Raw genomic sequence first — 15,229 nt, forward strand, 5'->3', positions numbered from 1 at the left:
GGCCAAAATCAGCCACGAAGAGACGATTTTGGGCTGAAAATTGGAAAATTGAGCCACAGGACGTCGATAAAGGACGGTTTGGGGCGTCATATCGGGAGCTGCGGACCACTTAATCGCAACTTCCTTAGTTGTTGTAAAAGCTACAGGAAATAATACACACGGATGATGATCGGCGCGATGGGGGATTTCTTTAGTTTTTAGGGTTTGTGAGGGTGAGCGGCAGGCCGGACTATGTGTGATTGATTCCGTATGTGCTTGAATAGGGTGCAGCAAAAATCAGAGGCGGGGTGTAACCTGGCAAATGCTTGGGGGAAAACTCAGGGGACAACAAGGGGGCACCCGTTATTCAGCCAACAAAAAAGCCACTCAATCGAGTGGCTTAATCATATGATTCTACAGCTTAAATTTGGTATCCCCTGCTGGACTTGAACCAGCGACCTGGCGATTATGAGTCCCAATTCAAAGCGTGAAAAATCAGTAAGTTACTGATAGTTATGTATTCTTTAGGCCGAATATTGTTCAATAGTGGCGCATAGTGTTGCGCTCTGCTGCCACTTTGTTGCCACTGTTGCCACTAGAATGAGTAGGGATGAGCCTCTCATAAGGCATTTACGTTAAACAGTAGACAAGGTTACGGCTCAATAATTGTTGGCATTTTTAATCCATTACTTTCAATATGCCTATTGCTACACCACTTGCCAAAAGAGTTATGTTACCTTTTGTTTTCAAAACCTTTGAATTATAAATATTTCCGTTTTCTTCCTGAAGCCTTTTTAATTGTTGTTTCTGATAGCCAGTCTGTATGTTGAATATTATTTCTTTATTGTGTGAGAAAGTTTCATATTTAAGTTGTGACAATTTTTCATTACTTTGTAAAACAATATCATTGATTATTGAGTTTTTTATTCCAATAAAAACAATGTAGTTTTTTTTGAGATGGAACCAATCTCCAGATACTCTTAACCCATTAAGTTTAATTGTTTTTTTATTTAAGAAAAAGCTCTCATCAAAATCCCCACTCTTGCTTGTGCCATAGTAATCTAGCTTTTTTGCTGTGTTAAGATTTAACTTGCCATCGGCAAATGCAAGAGTCCTTTCATGTAATAAGTTAATTAATTTTGAGTCAGGAGATATGAAGTTCATAAATCTATAATAAAATCCTAATTTTTTAGCTAATATAGCTTCTGCTAAACGTTCTCTAGACGAACCTGATGGTGGATCAAGTAGATAACATTTCAAATTTTTATTTCCACCTTTAGGGCAGAAAGCTATAGTTCCATAATTATAGTCGCCGGGATATGGGTGTTTGCTGTTAGTGGACATTTCATTTTTTTTATCGTTTATGCTACTGGCGTGTGAGTATATGTTATTGTTTTTCTTGCTAATATCAATGGAGTGTGTACCCTTTGTCTCGACCTGTACAATCCCTTTAGTTGTTGCAGCATATCGAAAATCAAAAGCCTTAACGCCTAATTCTGGAATGACAGTCCAATCTGCCTCGTTAACCCCAATTATTCTGGAAACTACAGAAAGACCAATAGACTCTCCAACCCTTTTCATTACAATTGCGGCTTCTGGATTTGAATTTGCTGGAATGCGTAAGGAATTGTTGGATATTTCAAGATCATCTATGAAATATTGAGTGGCAGAACTTATGGCGCTCATTAAATCATTTCTTTGAGTGTACTTCTCGGGGTTGGTGTGTTGTTTAAATACCAGGGAATTGATTAAATATTCTGCCCCCGTGACTTCAACCCCCTCGCTTATTATTTTTTTCATATTGTCAATGAAGTATTGATCATATCTGCTGGTGCTGTTTAGAAGATTTCTGTGAGCATCATCATAGTAATCGACTGTAATCTTAATTTTTTTTGAGCTGAATTTTTCTAATTCCAAAATAAATCCTCCCTTGCTGCTGGTTTCTTGTTGTGGATGTTATACAGTGTTGATGCTTTTTAATACTAAACATGGTTTGGAACGCATTGTGTTAAATTATTTTATGGTTTGTTTTTGTTGTGATTCCATTATATTTAATGGGTTAAGTAACATAGCTTCAGACAAATGGTCAGGAGCAAAGTGTGAATATCGCATAGTAATCTTAATATCTGTATGCCCTAATATACGCTGTAGTACGAGAATATTTCCCCCGTTCATCATGAAATGAGATGCGAAGGTGTGTCGCAAAATGTGCGTTAGTTGTCCAGCAGGTGTATGAATACCGGCACGTTGCATGGCTTTTCTAAAAGCAGAGTAACAAGGTTTAAAGAGTCCCAAGCTAATATGAAGAAAAACAATGATTTGCTTTCATTTCAATACATTGCGATGCCACATAGTGTTGAATTTTCTTGTATAGTGATTAGGTTTGCTGCCATTTTAATCCTCATTTATTTATCTACATAGTCATGTAAACATCGGTTGCTTGTATGGCATGTAACCTATGAAATTTGGATGGTAACATTGTAAAATTTTCTTGCCGCCATAAATATAATTCATTACGTCAGGACATATTTTACCAAAGTCAATCTCAATATTTAAAATATCACATACTTCAGAAGTGACTTCATTATAATAATGTATTGTTCTAATGAACTCTTCTTCGCTTAAGAAGGAAGTGATCAAATTAAAGTTGTTATTAATATTTGCGCTCCAAGGACCATTTGGTCTTGAGAATCCCAGGTGACGTGATAAACCTACTAACCTTCCCTCTGCTTTATAAAGAAAATTAGCTGAAATAGCAGGTGAGTTATTTTTGTGAAGCAAGCATAATTCTTCATTCAACCACTTCCAAAGAGCGGGGAAAGCTTGGTTAATAAATTCATTTAATTCAAACGAAACGTTTTCCGGAGATGATTTTTTAAATGCTTGCCGATAGAGTTTGTGAGGATTTGAAACAGTAATAACTCTGCTATTGTCATTATTGTTCCATGAGCTTTTTACTTCATACTTTGTTAATGAATTCAAACATTCTACAATATATTTTTGATGGGCGTAGTATTTGTCGCTCTCATTCTTTTTTTCCGTAACTTTTATTTGTTCGTCAGTTTGTATAGATCTATGAATAGCGGCGAGAATTGTTGTGGCTGGCAATACTAATGCTAATATAGACAATGTAAATGTCGATATATCATATTGTTCAATGCTATTATTGGATATTGTTTTGTTTTGCAAGTCATAATAGGCGCAAATACAGAAAATCAAAACGGGAAGAAATATTGAAGCCCAGAAAAATGGGTGTTCATATAATGGTTTTGGAGAGAGTTTATACCATCCATTTACGAAAGCGATAAAGATGTATAGGCAGAATATAAATATTACTGTTTCTAGTTGATATTGGTCATATAATATTTTCAAGTTCGTTCTCCTCGGGTTTTTCATTAAGTATCGGCATTAACTTTCTTTTCTTTAATCAAATTAGATTTAAAGGGTTGAGTTTTATCGCCTCGTTAAGATGATCTGGTGCAAAGTGAGCATACCGCATAGTTACTTTAATATCAGAGTGTCCGAGAATACGCTGCAAAACGAGTATGTTGCCCCCCGCATCATGAAGTGGCTTGCAAATGTATGTCGTAATACATGTGATAGCTGCCCGTCCGGTAGTTCAATCCCCGCTCTCTTAACAGCCCCACGAAATGCAGAATAGCACCCCGTAAACACAGGTTTTGATGTTCTCATTTTGGGGAGCATCTGATACAGTTCTTCACTGATTGGAACAGCTCTGTTCTTTTTTCCTTTCGTTTTGATATACGTGATCTTGCCCGGGCTAATCTGCTTACCGGTGATGGATTCAGCCTCACCCCATCTTGCGCCAGTAGCGAGACAAATTTTTACTATGGTCACCAGGTCCTTCGCTCTGCTGTTCTCACATTCAGCAAGCAAGATTTTAACTTCATCAACGGTTAACCAGGCCAGCTCCGCCTCGTCAATTTTAAACTCGCGGACATTCTCCAGAGGGTTCGGTGCTACCCAATTATCAAGCCTTTTCAGTTCGTTAAACATGGCCCGAAAATAGGCCAGCTCAAGATTAACTGTGCGCGGGGTAACGGACTTTACTCGATCTGAGCGGGTTATTTTTCCGCTTAAACGTTGTTCGCGGTAGGTCGCAAATAACTTTGCGTTAAACTCAGTCGCTAAAGGGTTGCCCATGGCTAAGCAGGCAAACTCCATCGCCCCTTTGCGCTTTACACCATCAGAAAGTGTTACTCCATGAACATTGAACCAAGTCTCAACAAGGTCAGTAACCCGTCGTTTTTCGACTTTCTCTCCGAGCCAGGGTTTTTCCTGCGCCTGATCTTTGATGTGTCGTTCAAAGGCCAGAGCTTCCCCTTTAGTGGCGAACTGGCGACGAATGCGCCGTCCATTCCTACCATTGGGGAAAACTTGAGCCTGCCATTTTCCATTGCTAAGCTTAGTAACAGACATTGTATTTAAAAAGGAACAGTTTCAACGAGTTGGCCTAAGATGTCAGAGTCTGGTTCTATATATTTTGTTGTGTTTTTATAAGTAAATGCATGGCAATCGTTACCATTCGGAGCTTGCTTTATTCCTCTATATGTTCCGAACTCTTTGTCATTGAGGTCATATATGTTACCGATTAGATTATTGAGTTTGTATGTGTTAAATTGATATAAAAAACTATCTCCAATAGCGGTGCTTTCATCCTTTAATTCTGATTGCGATTTTATTTCGATAGCTCTTGGTGTTTGTCTGTTAATTTTTACGGTTAATTCTTTGATAGCGTCTAAAATAACAGTGTTTTGATCTGATAATTGAGTTCTCTCACCGATTTGAGCTGGTTCTATTCGTAATAATTGTACAATGGAATTTACTTCCTCACTGCTCGCTAAGTGTGTGGCTGTTAAGGCTTTAGCAATGGCATTTACATTATTATGAGCACAATCTATTCTCAAGGAACTGTCATAACCACAATATCTAAACCCTTGAACGTCAAATGGATTTGTGGTTATATCGTCTTTTATTAAAACTGTCTTTTTATTAAATGCCTGCCTAAGACCTAGTTCGTACATTACATTAGGGTTTCTAGAGCTTAAGTCGCAAATGGCAATATCACATTCAACAATACGTCTGAGTATGTCCAAAACTATAAAGTTAGTATTGGTTATTTCATCTGCACGAATTGGAAGGAAATTAGCCTTTTCACAAGCAGGCTTGATAATGTGGCTGTAAACTCTGTCGAAGTGCCTATTTTCATATCCGGGGGTGTCTGCAATGGGCATTATAACAAAACATGTAGGTTTTTTTTCCTCAGTTTCTATTGCTACATTACTATTAACAGGATTAGTATCGTTTTTCTTCATTTTATACACCTAACCAATAAATTCAGTTTTAGTAATTATTTTACCCAGAACCTTTATTTCTGAAATATGACAGTCAAATGAAGCTCTGCCATTTTCTATGCGTGCTCTACCAGCTGGGAATCGATAAATTTGCCTAACACTTGAAATACCATCAATTTCTATAAACCAGACACCATCAACAAGCTCGCCGTCATATGTATCAGCAAGATAACTAGTTTTATCAAATGAAACCATAAAAGGTTTTGATAAACCATCAGGAATCATCGCTCTATCAAACTGTAAATCTCTAAGTAACGTCATGCTCCCATTTGTGATGTCTATATGTCGAAGTGAAAATACATTGCTATCTTTCCCTTCAATAAACTTGCTGCCATTCCCAGTGCTAAGCCAAACCAAGGATGCCCCAGTTTCAAGATGGCAAATCATCACCCAATCAGCTGGAAACGTATCACGTGCATACCTATTTGCCATCGTACTCTGAGATACCCCAAGCTGTTTGCACAGCGCAATACGAGTGCTAAATCCATAAGCTTCAAGGATGCGGGCTATTACCTCTTTTCCACCTCGGTTCTGGGAAACAGCATCTCGAACAGCGACCATATCATCTTGGTTTGTGTTTTTTTTGATTGACATTTCTATATAGAGATCCTAGCATCTCGATTCAAGATGTTTGTAATGTTGTTTTAAAGTGCCGAATAGTGTTTTTTACCTAACAGAGGAATAGTGCATCATGAATAGAAACTTTTCAATGCGGCCAAGCATCAATCTCGTGGTTTCTGAGCCTTACATCACGCTGGATGAGTTCTGCCGTCGTACTGGTTACAAGCCCAGTTATGTACGTCAAATGATCCGGGAAAACCGCCTGCCTATCAGGAAAAAAGCCGGAGTTAACAGCCTTATCGAAATCAACATGTTTGCGTTGACGATGGAAGCTGCCCAGGGCTGCGAAATCACAATGCAAGCCTGATAGTTCCATTCTGGGATAGAAAAGGACTTTAAACATGTTTGATTATCGCGTTTCCAAACATCCTCACTTTGATGAAGCCTGCCGTGTTTTCGCACTTCGTCACAATATGGCGAAACTGGCAAACCGCGCAGGAATGAAGGTCCAGACGCTGCGCAATAAGCTTAACCCTGAACAGCCCCATCAGCTCACGCCGCCGGAAATCTGGCTGCTGACGGATATCACTGAGGACTCCACGCTGGTTGATGGGTTCCTGGCTCAAATTCATAGCCTACCGTGCGTACCTACGAACGAAGTGGCAAAAGAAAAACTCCCGCATTACGTAATGAGTGCGACAGCTGAGATTGGTCGTGTGGCTGCAGGAGCTGTGTCCGGTGATGTCGGGACTACAACTGGACGTCGTGATGTGATTAGTAGCATCAATTCTGTTACCCGCCTTATGGCATTGGCTGCGATTTCCATGCAGGCGCGTCTGCAGGCTAACCCTGCCATGGCTAGCACTATTGATACGGTTACAGGTATCAGTGCGACTTTCGGATTTATGTAAGGAAGCCATGCTGAAAAATGAACCTTCTCTCGCTTCCCTCTTGGTAAAGCAAAGTCCGGCAATGCATTACGGCCACGGCTGGATTGCAGGGGATAACGGCAAGCGCTGGCGCTCGTGCCACGATCAGTCCGAATTATTAAACGGGCTGAAATCTAATTCTGGTAAGCCGTCAGCTTTTTTAATTATTCGCATTGTTCGCTTGATTGTAAAAGGAGTGAAACATGTCTCGTAATGAGCTGAGAATTATTCTAGGCGTAATCATCCCGAATATGGCGGAAGGTTTTGAAATTAAAACCCGTGATGGTGCTGTTTTGCGTGTCGATCCTGAATGGGAATGCTGCAAAGAATTTAAAGAAGGTTTGCAGGCTGAAATTATCAGCCAAATTAAAAGTAAGCCTGTCCCTGTTTCTGGTTATATCTAAGTAATTAACCCGTTTTTTATGGCGTAAACCCGCCGGGCATTTTTTTGCCCGCGTTCTGAGGAAATGAATATGAAAAATACTAAAACCCACTCAACGAAAACAGGCCCAGACGATGCTGGTCTGTTCGCTTTGTTAAATGAAACGCGCCTGGATGAGCGCCGTTGCCGTGCTGATGCAATGGCGGCTCGTCTGGATAGTCTGGCCGTGCGTATCGTTTCTCGTCAGTTGAGCCATATCGAGGCGGCCGAACTGCTTCGCGTTGAAGCGGTACGAATCCAGAACGAAGCGCAGGAGCTGTATTAATGGCTGATTCAATGGACCTCGTCCAGCAGCGCGAACAGGAAGATCGTGAGCGCCATATTAACAATGCCCGCGCCAGAGTGCCGGGCGTTTCCCGTGTTCTCTGTGCGGAGTGTGATGCTCCCATCCCGCCAGCTCGCCGCCGCGCTATTCCGGGCGTGCAGTGCTGTGTGACCTGTCAGGAAATCGCAGAACTTAAAGGCAAGCACTACAACGGAGGTGTTGTATGAGCACTATCCTGAAATGGGCGGGAAACAAAACCGCCATTATGTCCGAACTGAAAAAACACCTTCCCGCTGGCCCGCGATTGGTTGAACCTTTCGCGGGTTCCTGTGCTGTGATGATGGCAACAGACTATCCTCATTATCTTGTCGCGGATATTAACCCTGATTTAATAAACCTATATCGTGACATAGCAACAGACGCATCTGCTTTTATTGAGCGTGCCAAACATCTGTTTAAAGTCTTTAATAGTGAAGATGGTTATTATGATAGCCGTGATTCATTCAATTACGATAAAGATCCTGAATGGCGCGCGCCGCTTTTTTTATTCTTAAATCGTCACTGTTACCGTGGGCTTTGCCGTTATAACAAAAAGGGGGGGTTTAACGTCCCTTACGGTAATTATAAAAATCCTTATTTCCCGGAAAGCGAAATCCGCGCTTTTGCAGAGAAAGCCATTCGCGCAACGTTCATTTGTGCCAGCTACGACGAAACGTTGGCCTTATTGGTGCCTGGCGATGTTGTTTATTGCGACCCGCCTTATGACGGTACTTTCACTGATTATCATACCGCCGGGTTTACTGAGGATGATCAGTATCATTTGGCGTCTATTCTTGAACGCCGCTCAAAGATGCAGTGGGAGCGCCTGCAGCGCGGGGTAGCAACATTTTCACTGCAGCTCGCAGAGGGAAGGGCTGATCTGTATACCGAAATGCCGGTGAAGGTTAGCGGGTTTAAACAGCCCATTGATGATGGAGAATGGACCATTACCACGCTGACGCATAGTGTCAGTGCAGATAGCGGTTTCACGACTACTCTAGAGCTTGAGGTGAGAATTGATGATTTAGAAATGGAATGATTACTTCACAAAATGGAATTATGTTGTATCATTATTGCGATTACAGCAAAAGTGGGGATAAGACTAAAATGATGAATTGTCCGTTGTGCGGCCAGGCCGCACATACACGCAGCAGCTTTGAAGTTTCCCGCCAAACCAAAGAACGTTATAACCAGTGCACAAATATTGAATGCGGGCACACTTTTGTTACTCATGAAACGTTCGTCAGGTCTGTTTGTCGTCCTCAAAAAATCAGTTCTGCACCTCCGCATCCGAAGGGTTTGCAGCAACAACTGTCGTACTAACCCGCCGCTGGCGGGTTTTTTAATGAAACTCCCGCTGCCATTTTGCTGCCAATGGGGTTTGAATAAACAAAAAGGCCACTCGCGAGAGTGGCCTAAGTATATGTATTTACTTCAAAAATTTGGTGGCCCCTGCTGGACTTGAACCAGCGACCAAGCGATTATGAGTCGCCTGCTCTAACCACTGAGCTAAGGGGCCGTGGCGGTGAATTATAAAGTAACTCCCCGCAGCAATCCAGCCATTCACACCTGCCTGCTGTTTTTATAAACAACGCATTATCAATCCTTTATACTTCCATAACGATGTATCAGCGGGAGTAAAAATGATCAACGACATTCTGGCCCCTGGCCTGCGGGTGGTGTTCTGCGGAATCAACCCGGGCAAGTCCTCGGCGCACACCGGTTTTCACTTTGCCCATCCGGGCAATCGCTTCTGGAAGGTGATCTACCAGGCCGGGTTTACCGACAGGTTACTCAAGCCCGAAGAGGAGCAGCATCTGCTGGACACGCGCTGCGGAATTACCATGCTGGTCGAGCGGCCGACGGTACAGGCAAGCGAGGTCAACCTGCATGAGCTGCGCAGCGGCGGGCGGGAACTGGTGAAGAAGATTGAAGACTATCAGCCCGCCGCGCTGGCGATCCTCGGTAAGCAGGCCTACGAGCAGGCGTTCAGCCAGCGCGGGGCTAAGTGGGGTAAGCAGAGCATCATGATTGGCGTTACGCAGGTGTGGGTGTTGCCGAACCCGAGCGGGCTCAACAGGGCGACGCTGGACAAGCTGGTAGAGGCGTATCGGGAGCTGGATGAGGCGCTGATGGTGCGGGGGCTTTAGGGACCTCTACGGCCTGATGCCCTCACCCTGACCCTTTCCCACAGGTCGAGGCAATAAAAAAAGCTCCCCGTGGGGAGCTTTTTCACTGTCAGAACAGATTAGTCGTCCAGGAAGCTACGCAGCACTTCAGAGCGGCTTGGGTGACGCAGCTTACGCAGCGCCTTCGCTTCGATCTGACGGATACGTTCGCGGGTAACGTCGAACTGTTTACCCACTTCTTCCAGCGTGTGGTCGGTGTTCATATCGATACCGAAACGCATACGCAGCACTTTCGCTTCACGGGCGGTCAGGCCAGCCAGAACATCGTGCGTTGCGGCACGCAGGCTCTCGGTGGTGGCAGAGTCCAGCGGCAGCTCGAGGGTGGTATCCTCGATGAAATCACCCAGATGCGAATCTTCATCATCACCGATTGGTGTTTCCATGGAGATTGGCTCTTTGGCGATCTTCAGCACTTTACGGATCTTGTCTTCCGGCATCAGCATGCGCTCGGCCAGCTCTTCCGGCGTCGGCTCGCGACCCATCTCCTGCAGCATCTGGCGGGAAATACGGTTGAGCTTGTTGATGGTCTCAATCATATGCACCGGAATACGGATGGTGCGCGCCTGATCCGCGATAGAGCGGGTAATAGCCTGACGGATCCACCAGGTTGCGTAGGTGGAGAACTTGTAACCACGACGGTATTCAAACTTGTCTACCGCTTTCATCAGACCGATGTTGCCTTCCTGAATCAGATCCAGGAACTGCAGACCGCGGTTGGTGTATTTCTTGGCGATAGAGATAACCAGACGCAAGTTCGCTTCAACCATCTCTTTCTTCGCACGGCGGGCTTTCGCTTCACCGATGGACATGCGACGGTTGATATCTTTAACCTGCTCGATGGTCAGGCCGGTCTCTTCTTCAATCTGCTGCAGCTTCTGCAGGCCGCGATACACGTCTTCTTTCACGTCGTGCAGTTTTTCAGACCACGGCTTGTTCATCGCGATAGCCGCGTTGAACCAGGTTTCGCTGGTTTCGTTGCCGGTGAAGAGGGTGATGAAGTTCTTCTTCGGCATTTTGCACTGCTCAACGCACAGCTTCATGATGATGCGTTCCTGGGTACGTACGCGATCCATCATCACGCGCATGCTGTTCACCAGGTAGTCGAACTGTTTTGGCACCAGGCGGAACTGTTTGAACACTTCAGACAGTTTCAGGATCTCTTCCTGAGCGGCTGCGTGGCTGCGGCCTTTCGCTTTGATGGTGTCACGCGTCACTTCGTACTGAGTACGCAGCTCGGCAAACTTCTCGCGCGCCAGTTCCGGGTCGATGCTGTTGTCATCATCGGCGCTGTCGTCGTCGCTCTCTTCCTCATCTTCGTCTTCGTCATCATCCATCTCTTCCTGAGACAGTTCAGAACCGACGTGAGTGGCGGTAGGCGCCATATCTTCTTCAGCGTTCGGGTCGACAAAACCGGTGATCAGGTCAGACAGGCGCGCTTCTTCCGCTTCAACGCGATCGTACTGCTCCAGCAGATAGGTGATCGCTTCCGGGTACTCGGCAACAGAGCACTGAACCTGGTTGATCCCGTCTTCGATGCGTTTTGCGATGTCAATTTCGCCTTCGCGGGTCAACAGTTCAACGGTACCCATTTCGCGCATGTACATGCGGACCGGGTCAGTGGTACGCCCGATTTCAGATTCCACGCTGGACAGTACCTGTGCAGCAGCTTCTTCCGCATCTTCGTCAGTGTTGTTGGAGGTTTCAGCCAGCAACAGATCATCGGCATCCGGTGCTTCTTCCATCACCTGAATGCCCATGTCATTGATCATTTGGATGATGTCTTCGATTTGATCTGAATCGACGATATCTTCCGGCAGATGGTCATTGACCTCGGCATAGGTCAGATAGCCTTGCTCCTTACCACGTTGGACAAGAAGTTTCAGCTGTGACTGCGGGTTTTGCTCCATAAGACGGTATCCACACTTAATTCGTTTGATTGGTGTCGGCGATGGGGCTGCCAACCTTTAAAGCGAGGGCGTACTTATATTTTTGCCGCTGCCTCTCAGTGCGGCTGCCGGGGGCTTCCCGATCGATATTCGGCACTTAAGCCGTTAAATTTCTTTATTTCTTCGCCAGTTCCTGGTTAATCATCCAGAGCTCCCGGCGTTCTTCGCTGCTCAAACCGTGTGTGCGCTCGCGAGCTATCAACTCTTCCTGGCGCAGCTCAAGCATCGAATCAAACATATGGTTGAGTGAGTCGGTGAACGTTTTTTCTGCAATGTCCTTATCTGCTATATCGTCCCACATCGACAATTTTTCAAGGGTAGCGGCCTCTTTTGTGCCGCGATAATGCTCTAAAAGTTGTCCGGTGGTCAGACCTGGCTGAGACAAACAGGTGTTGACCAGTTCTGAAAATAAGCCAAGCCCGGGCAATTTTTCGTGGTTCAAACCCGCCAGCGACGGCACCTGTGGCGCCAGCTCGGGGTTTTGTACCAGTAACCCTATCAGTATACGCATGGTTGTGCGTTTTAGCTGAGGCGCGGGGCGAACCGCACCGTTTTCAGCCTGTTTAGGCATTAAACGTTCAAGCTGGCTGTCATCCAGAATGCCGAGCTTGTTGCCTAACTCCTGACGTAGGTAGATGCGCAGCGTTTCGCCGGGCACCTGACTGATTAACGGCAGCGCCAGCGTGCTGAGCTGCGCGCGCCCGTCAGGAGTACTCAAATCGACCTGCGGCATCAGGCTGTTAAACAAAAACGTGGAGAGCGGCTGTGCCTGCTCCATCCGCGCTTCAAACGCCGCTTTGCCCTCTTTACGCACCAGCGTATCCGGGTCTTCACCGTCGGGCAGGAACATAAAGCGCAACTGACGCCCGTCGGTCATATAGGGTAGCGCGGTTTCCAGCGCGCGCCAGGCGGCATCGCGTCCGGCGCGGTCTCCGTCGTAACAACAAATCACGTTGTTGGTCACGCGGAACAGCAGCTGGATGTGATCCGCCGTCGTGGACGTTCCTAACGACGCAACCGCGTAGTTAATGTCGTACTGCGCCAGCGCAACGACGTCCATATAGCCTTCGACGACCAGAAGACGCGGAGGTTCCGCGTTATCCTGCTGCGCCTCATAAAGGCCGTAAAGCTGGCGGCCCTTATGGAAAATATCGGTTTCCGGGGAGTTGAGGTACTTCGGCAGGGCATCACCCAGCACGCGACCACCAAAACCAATTACCCGGCCTCGCTTGTCGCGGATTGGGAACATTACCCGTTCGCGGAAGCGGTCGTAGCTTCGTCCCTGGTCGTTGGTGACCAGCATGCCTGCATCGATGAGAGACTTACGATCTTCGCTATTGCCGCCAAAACGCTTTAACACGTTGTCCCAGCCGGGCGGGGCGTAGCCAATAGCGAAACGCGCAATGACATCGTCGCTCAGTCCGCGCTTGTTCAGATACTGACGCGCAGGCTCAGCCGCAGAGTGCTTAAGAGACTGTTGGTAAAACGAATTCAGGCCATCCATCAGTTGATACAGCGTTTGCCGTTGATGGCGCTCGATCTGACTTGGCCCACTGCCAGCTTCATACGGCACTTCAAGGTTATGCATTGCCGCCAGCTCTTCGACGGTTTCAACGAACTCGAGCTTGTCGTAGTTCATTAAAAAATCGACGGCATTACCGTGAGCACCACAGCCGAAGCAATGGTAAAACTGCTTTTCACCGTTTACGGTGAAGGAGGGGGTTTTTTCGTTATGGAACGGACAGCACGCATGGTAATTCTTGCCCTGCTTCTTCAGCTTTACCCGCGCGTCGATGAGATCGACGATGTCGGTTCTGGCGAGCAGGTCATTGATGAAAACGCGTGGGATTCTTCCGGCCATATGCCCCAAAATTTAAGCGACTTATAAACGAAAACAAGCCGCGCATTCCTTCCGGAAGCACGGCCTTACGACTACTACTCTGTCTGTCAATTGAGGGCTGAGGCCCTCAACCAATTAGTACAGACGAGTACGGCGTGCGTTTTCGCGAGCCAGTTTCTTCGCGTGACGTTTCACAGCGGAAGCTTTAGCGCGCTTACGTTCGGTCGTTGGTTTTTCATAAAACTCACGACGACGAACTTCAGCCAGAACACCTGCTTTCTCGCATGAACGTTTGAAGCGACGCAGTGCTACGTCGAACGGCTCGTTTTCACGTACTTTAATTACCGGCATGTAACTCTCACCTTTAATAAATTCGGTTTGCCGCTGGCATCAACGCCAGCTTATTTCAAAATGGTGCGGAATTTTACTGCAAATGCTGCTGCTTTGTAAAGCACCGATGCGATTTTGAAAGGGACTTTAATAAGGGTGAGGAGTATACACGAGCCTTCTTCCTGGGGCGAACAAAGTTTTACATCAACCCGCCCAGGCTCTACACTGCGCGGTATTGAAACGAGGTAAAACAAGTCATGCGTGTACTGGGTATTGAAACATCCTGCGATGAAACCGGCATCGCCATTTACGACGACGAAAAAGGGCTTCTGGCCAACCAACTGTATAGTCAGGTGAAATTGCACGCTGACTACGGCGGCGTCGTGCCTGAACTGGCCTCTCGTGACCACGTGCGTAAAACCGTTCCCCTGATTCAGGCGGCGCTGAAAGAGGCCGGGTTGAGTTCAACCGATATTGATGCCGTGGCCTACACCGCGGGGCCGGGTCTGGTCGGCGCGCTGCTGGTCGGCGCGACGGTTGGCCGTTCGCTGGCCTTCGCGTGGGATGTGCCAGCCATCCCGGTTCACCATATGGAAGGGCACCTTCTGGCACCGATGCTGGAAGAGAATCCGCCTGAATTTCCGTTTGTGGCGCTGCTGGTCTCCGGCGGCCATACGCAGCTGATTAGCGTCACGGGCATTGGCAAGTACGAGCTGCTGGGCGAGTCAATCGACGACGCTGCCGGTGAAGCGTTCGACAAAACCGCCAAGCTGCTGGGACTCGATTACCCAGGCGGCCCGATGCTGTCCAAAATGGCGGCGCAGGGAACGGAAGGGCGCTTTGTCTTCCCGCGTCCGATGACCGACCGTCCGGGGCTGGACTTCAGCTTCTCCGGGCTGAAAACCTTCGCGGCCAACACGATCCGCAATAACGACGACAGCGAGCAGACCCGCGCCGATATCGCCCGCGCGTTTGAAGATGCGGTGGTGGATACGCTGATGATCAAGTGCAAGCGCGCGCTGGATCAGACCGGCTTCAAGCGTCTGGTGATGGCGGGCGGCGTCAGCGCCAACCGCACGCTGCGCGCGAAGCTCGCCGAGATGATGCAAAAGCGTCGTGGGGAAGTGTTCTACGCCCGTCCCGAATTCTGTACCGATAACGGGGCGATGATTGCCTACGCCGGTATGGTGCGCCTGAACGCTGGCGCAACGTCTGACCTGAGCGTGTCCGTGCGTCCGCGCTGGCCGCTGGCGGAACTGCCTGAGGCGTGAGTTTTTTTGCCCGGTGGCGCTGCGCTTACCGGGCCTACAAAACCGTAGGCCGGGTCAGGCGAA

At 47.0% G+C, this 15,229-nt stretch carries 17 protein-coding genes, 1 tRNA gene and 2 pseudogenes; 10 read left to right on the top strand and 10 right to left on the bottom strand.

The genetic code is table 11. From position 1 onward, the window contains the following. Positions 1–657 precede the first annotated feature (657 nt). The 6 genes and pseudogenes from ACOTXT_RS07600 to ACOTXT_RS07625 form a co-directional block, all read right to left on the bottom strand. Positions 658–1,896 carry a hypothetical protein gene (locus ACOTXT_RS07600; RefSeq protein WP_055321584.1) on the bottom strand — a complete coding sequence of 413 codons (1,239 nt, stop codon included), beginning with the start codon at positions 1,894–1,896 and terminating at the stop codon, positions 658–660. Between the two features lie 96 nt (positions 1,897–1,992). Further along, a pseudogene (locus ACOTXT_RS07605) lies at positions 1,993–2,268 on the bottom strand (tyrosine-type recombinase/integrase); the annotation flags it as partial. Positions 2,269–2,400: 132 nt separating this feature from the next. Continuing rightward, positions 2,401–3,351, bottom strand: coding sequence for a hypothetical protein (locus ACOTXT_RS07610; RefSeq protein ID WP_055321583.1), 951 nt, complete (start codon positions 3,349–3,351; stop codon positions 2,401–2,403). 55 nt (positions 3,352–3,406) lie between these two features. After that, a pseudogene (locus tag ACOTXT_RS07615) lies at positions 3,407–4,419 on the bottom strand (phage integrase). Between the two features lie 5 nt (positions 4,420–4,424). Then, positions 4,425–5,315 (bottom strand): hypothetical protein, encoded by an 891-nt coding sequence (locus tag ACOTXT_RS07620; protein WP_131798158.1) that lies wholly within the window; start codon positions 5,313–5,315, stop codon positions 4,425–4,427. Between the two features lie 9 nt (positions 5,316–5,324). Continuing rightward, positions 5,325–5,948: a phage repressor protein CI gene (locus ACOTXT_RS07625; RefSeq protein ID WP_084832403.1), complete on the bottom strand. Its 624-nt coding sequence runs from the start codon at positions 5,946–5,948 to the stop codon at positions 5,325–5,327. 97 nt (positions 5,949–6,045) lie between these two features. Here ACOTXT_RS07625 and ACOTXT_RS07630 point away from each other — a divergent pair, with 97 nt between their 5' ends. From ACOTXT_RS07630 to ACOTXT_RS07665, 8 genes are all read left to right on the top strand, one after another. Then, positions 6,046–6,282 (top strand): hypothetical protein, encoded by a 237-nt coding sequence (locus ACOTXT_RS07630; RefSeq protein ID WP_055321581.1) that lies wholly within the window; start codon positions 6,046–6,048, stop codon positions 6,280–6,282. Between the two features lie 34 nt (positions 6,283–6,316). Then, the gene (locus ACOTXT_RS07635; RefSeq protein WP_333166585.1) at positions 6,317–6,826 is read left to right on the top strand and encodes a phage regulatory CII family protein; all 510 of its coding nucleotides are present in this window, start codon (positions 6,317–6,319) and stop codon (positions 6,824–6,826) included. Positions 6,827–6,833: 7 nt separating this feature from the next. Then, positions 6,834–7,058 (top strand): phage filamentation protein Fil family protein, encoded by a 225-nt coding sequence (locus ACOTXT_RS07640; RefSeq protein ID WP_055321579.1) that lies wholly within the window; start codon positions 6,834–6,836, stop codon positions 7,056–7,058. Continuing rightward, the gene (locus ACOTXT_RS07645; protein ID WP_055321578.1) at positions 7,048–7,248 is read left to right on the top strand and encodes a hypothetical protein; all 201 of its coding nucleotides are present in this window, start codon (positions 7,048–7,050) and stop codon (positions 7,246–7,248) included. Before ACOTXT_RS07640 ends, ACOTXT_RS07645 begins: the two co-directional genes overlap by 11 nt. A gap of 69 nt (positions 7,249–7,317) precedes the next feature. Next, positions 7,318–7,551: a DUF2732 family protein gene (locus ACOTXT_RS07650; protein WP_023298664.1), complete on the top strand. Its 234-nt coding sequence runs from the start codon at positions 7,318–7,320 to the stop codon at positions 7,549–7,551. Further along, complete coding sequence (locus ACOTXT_RS07655) at positions 7,551–7,778, top strand: TraR/DksA family transcriptional regulator (RefSeq protein ID WP_055321577.1); 228 nt, start codon at positions 7,551–7,553, stop codon at positions 7,776–7,778. The genes ACOTXT_RS07650 and ACOTXT_RS07655 overlap by 1 nt, the downstream gene beginning before the upstream one ends. Next, positions 7,775–8,629: a Dam family site-specific DNA-(adenine-N6)-methyltransferase gene (locus ACOTXT_RS07660; RefSeq protein ID WP_071946148.1), complete on the top strand. Its 855-nt coding sequence runs from the start codon at positions 7,775–7,777 to the stop codon at positions 8,627–8,629. Before ACOTXT_RS07655 ends, ACOTXT_RS07660 begins: the two co-directional genes overlap by 4 nt. Before the next feature lie 68 nt (positions 8,630–8,697). Then, entirely contained in the window at positions 8,698–8,913 is a 216-nt protein-coding gene (locus ACOTXT_RS07665; protein ID WP_032681944.1) for an ogr/Delta-like zinc finger family protein, read from the top strand. A gap of 120 nt (positions 8,914–9,033) precedes the next feature. On the opposite strand, the gene ACOTXT_RS07670 is transcribed toward ACOTXT_RS07665, so the two are convergent. Next, positions 9,034–9,109, bottom strand: a tRNA-Ile gene (locus tag ACOTXT_RS07670). Between the two features lie 124 nt (positions 9,110–9,233). Here ACOTXT_RS07670 and mug point away from each other — a divergent pair. Further along, positions 9,234–9,740 (top strand): G/U mismatch-specific DNA glycosylase, encoded by a 507-nt coding sequence (gene mug, locus ACOTXT_RS07675; RefSeq protein WP_008503183.1) that lies wholly within the window; start codon positions 9,234–9,236, stop codon positions 9,738–9,740. A gap of 98 nt (positions 9,741–9,838) precedes the next feature. Here the strand turns inward: mug and rpoD are convergent, their stop codons facing one another. The 3 genes from rpoD to rpsU all read right to left on the bottom strand — a co-directional run bounded on the left by rpoD (position 9,839) and on the right by rpsU (position 13,916). Next, positions 9,839–11,686: an RNA polymerase sigma factor RpoD gene (rpoD, locus tag ACOTXT_RS07680; RefSeq protein WP_008503184.1), complete on the bottom strand. Its 1,848-nt coding sequence runs from the start codon at positions 11,684–11,686 to the stop codon at positions 9,839–9,841. Positions 11,687–11,840: 154 nt separating this feature from the next. Next, entirely contained in the window at positions 11,841–13,586 is a 1,746-nt protein-coding gene (gene dnaG, locus ACOTXT_RS07685; protein ID WP_023294585.1) for a DNA primase, read from the bottom strand. Between the two features lie 114 nt (positions 13,587–13,700). Next, positions 13,701–13,916 carry a 30S ribosomal protein S21 gene (gene rpsU / locus ACOTXT_RS07690; protein WP_001144069.1) on the bottom strand — a complete coding sequence of 72 codons (216 nt, stop codon included), beginning with the start codon at positions 13,914–13,916 and terminating at the stop codon, positions 13,701–13,703. 236 nt (positions 13,917–14,152) lie between these two features. On the opposite strand from rpsU, the gene tsaD reads away from it, so the two are divergent. Further along, positions 14,153–15,166: a tRNA (adenosine(37)-N6)-threonylcarbamoyltransferase complex transferase subunit TsaD gene (gene tsaD, locus ACOTXT_RS07695; RefSeq protein WP_008503186.1), complete on the top strand. Its 1,014-nt coding sequence runs from the start codon at positions 14,153–14,155 to the stop codon at positions 15,164–15,166. The last annotated feature ends 63 nt before the right edge of the window (positions 15,167–15,229 follow it).

The sequence above is a fragment of the Enterobacter cloacae complex sp. IR5422 genome (assembly GCF_049238165.1).
GTDB lineage: Bacteria > Pseudomonadota > Gammaproteobacteria > Enterobacterales > Enterobacteriaceae > Enterobacter > Enterobacter roggenkampii.

Coding starts and splice junctions, on each gene's coding strand:
- ACOTXT_RS07660 (WP_071946148.1), top strand. CDS start 7,775: ATGAGCACTATCCTGAAATGGGCGGGAAACAAAACCGCCATTATGTCC.
- tsaD (WP_008503186.1), top strand. CDS start 14,153: ATGCGTGTACTGGGTATTGAAACATCCTGCGATGAAACCGGCATCGCC.
- rpoD (WP_008503184.1), bottom strand. CDS start 11,686: ATGGAGCAAAACCCGCAGTCACAGCTGAAACTTCTTGTCCAACGTGGT.
- ACOTXT_RS07645 (WP_055321578.1), top strand. CDS start 7,048: ATGTCTCGTAATGAGCTGAGAATTATTCTAGGCGTAATCATCCCGAAT.
- ACOTXT_RS07655 (WP_055321577.1), top strand. CDS start 7,551: ATGGCTGATTCAATGGACCTCGTCCAGCAGCGCGAACAGGAAGATCGT.
- ACOTXT_RS07620 (WP_131798158.1), bottom strand. CDS start 5,315: ATGAAGAAAAACGATACTAATCCTGTTAATAGTAATGTAGCAATAGAA.
- rpsU (WP_001144069.1), bottom strand. CDS start 13,916: ATGCCGGTAATTAAAGTACGTGAAAACGAGCCGTTCGACGTAGCACTG.
- ACOTXT_RS07630 (WP_055321581.1), top strand. CDS start 6,046: ATGAATAGAAACTTTTCAATGCGGCCAAGCATCAATCTCGTGGTTTCT.
- ACOTXT_RS07635 (WP_333166585.1), top strand. CDS start 6,317: ATGTTTGATTATCGCGTTTCCAAACATCCTCACTTTGATGAAGCCTGC.
- ACOTXT_RS07665 (WP_032681944.1), top strand. CDS start 8,698: ATGATGAATTGTCCGTTGTGCGGCCAGGCCGCACATACACGCAGCAGC.
- ACOTXT_RS07650 (WP_023298664.1), top strand. CDS start 7,318: ATGAAAAATACTAAAACCCACTCAACGAAAACAGGCCCAGACGATGCT.
- ACOTXT_RS07640 (WP_055321579.1), top strand. CDS start 6,834: ATGCTGAAAAATGAACCTTCTCTCGCTTCCCTCTTGGTAAAGCAAAGT.
- mug (WP_008503183.1), top strand. CDS start 9,234: ATGATCAACGACATTCTGGCCCCTGGCCTGCGGGTGGTGTTCTGCGGA.
- dnaG (WP_023294585.1), bottom strand. CDS start 13,586: ATGGCCGGAAGAATCCCACGCGTTTTCATCAATGACCTGCTCGCCAGA.
- ACOTXT_RS07625 (WP_084832403.1), bottom strand. CDS start 5,948: ATGTCAATCAAAAAAAACACAAACCAAGATGATATGGTCGCTGTTCGA.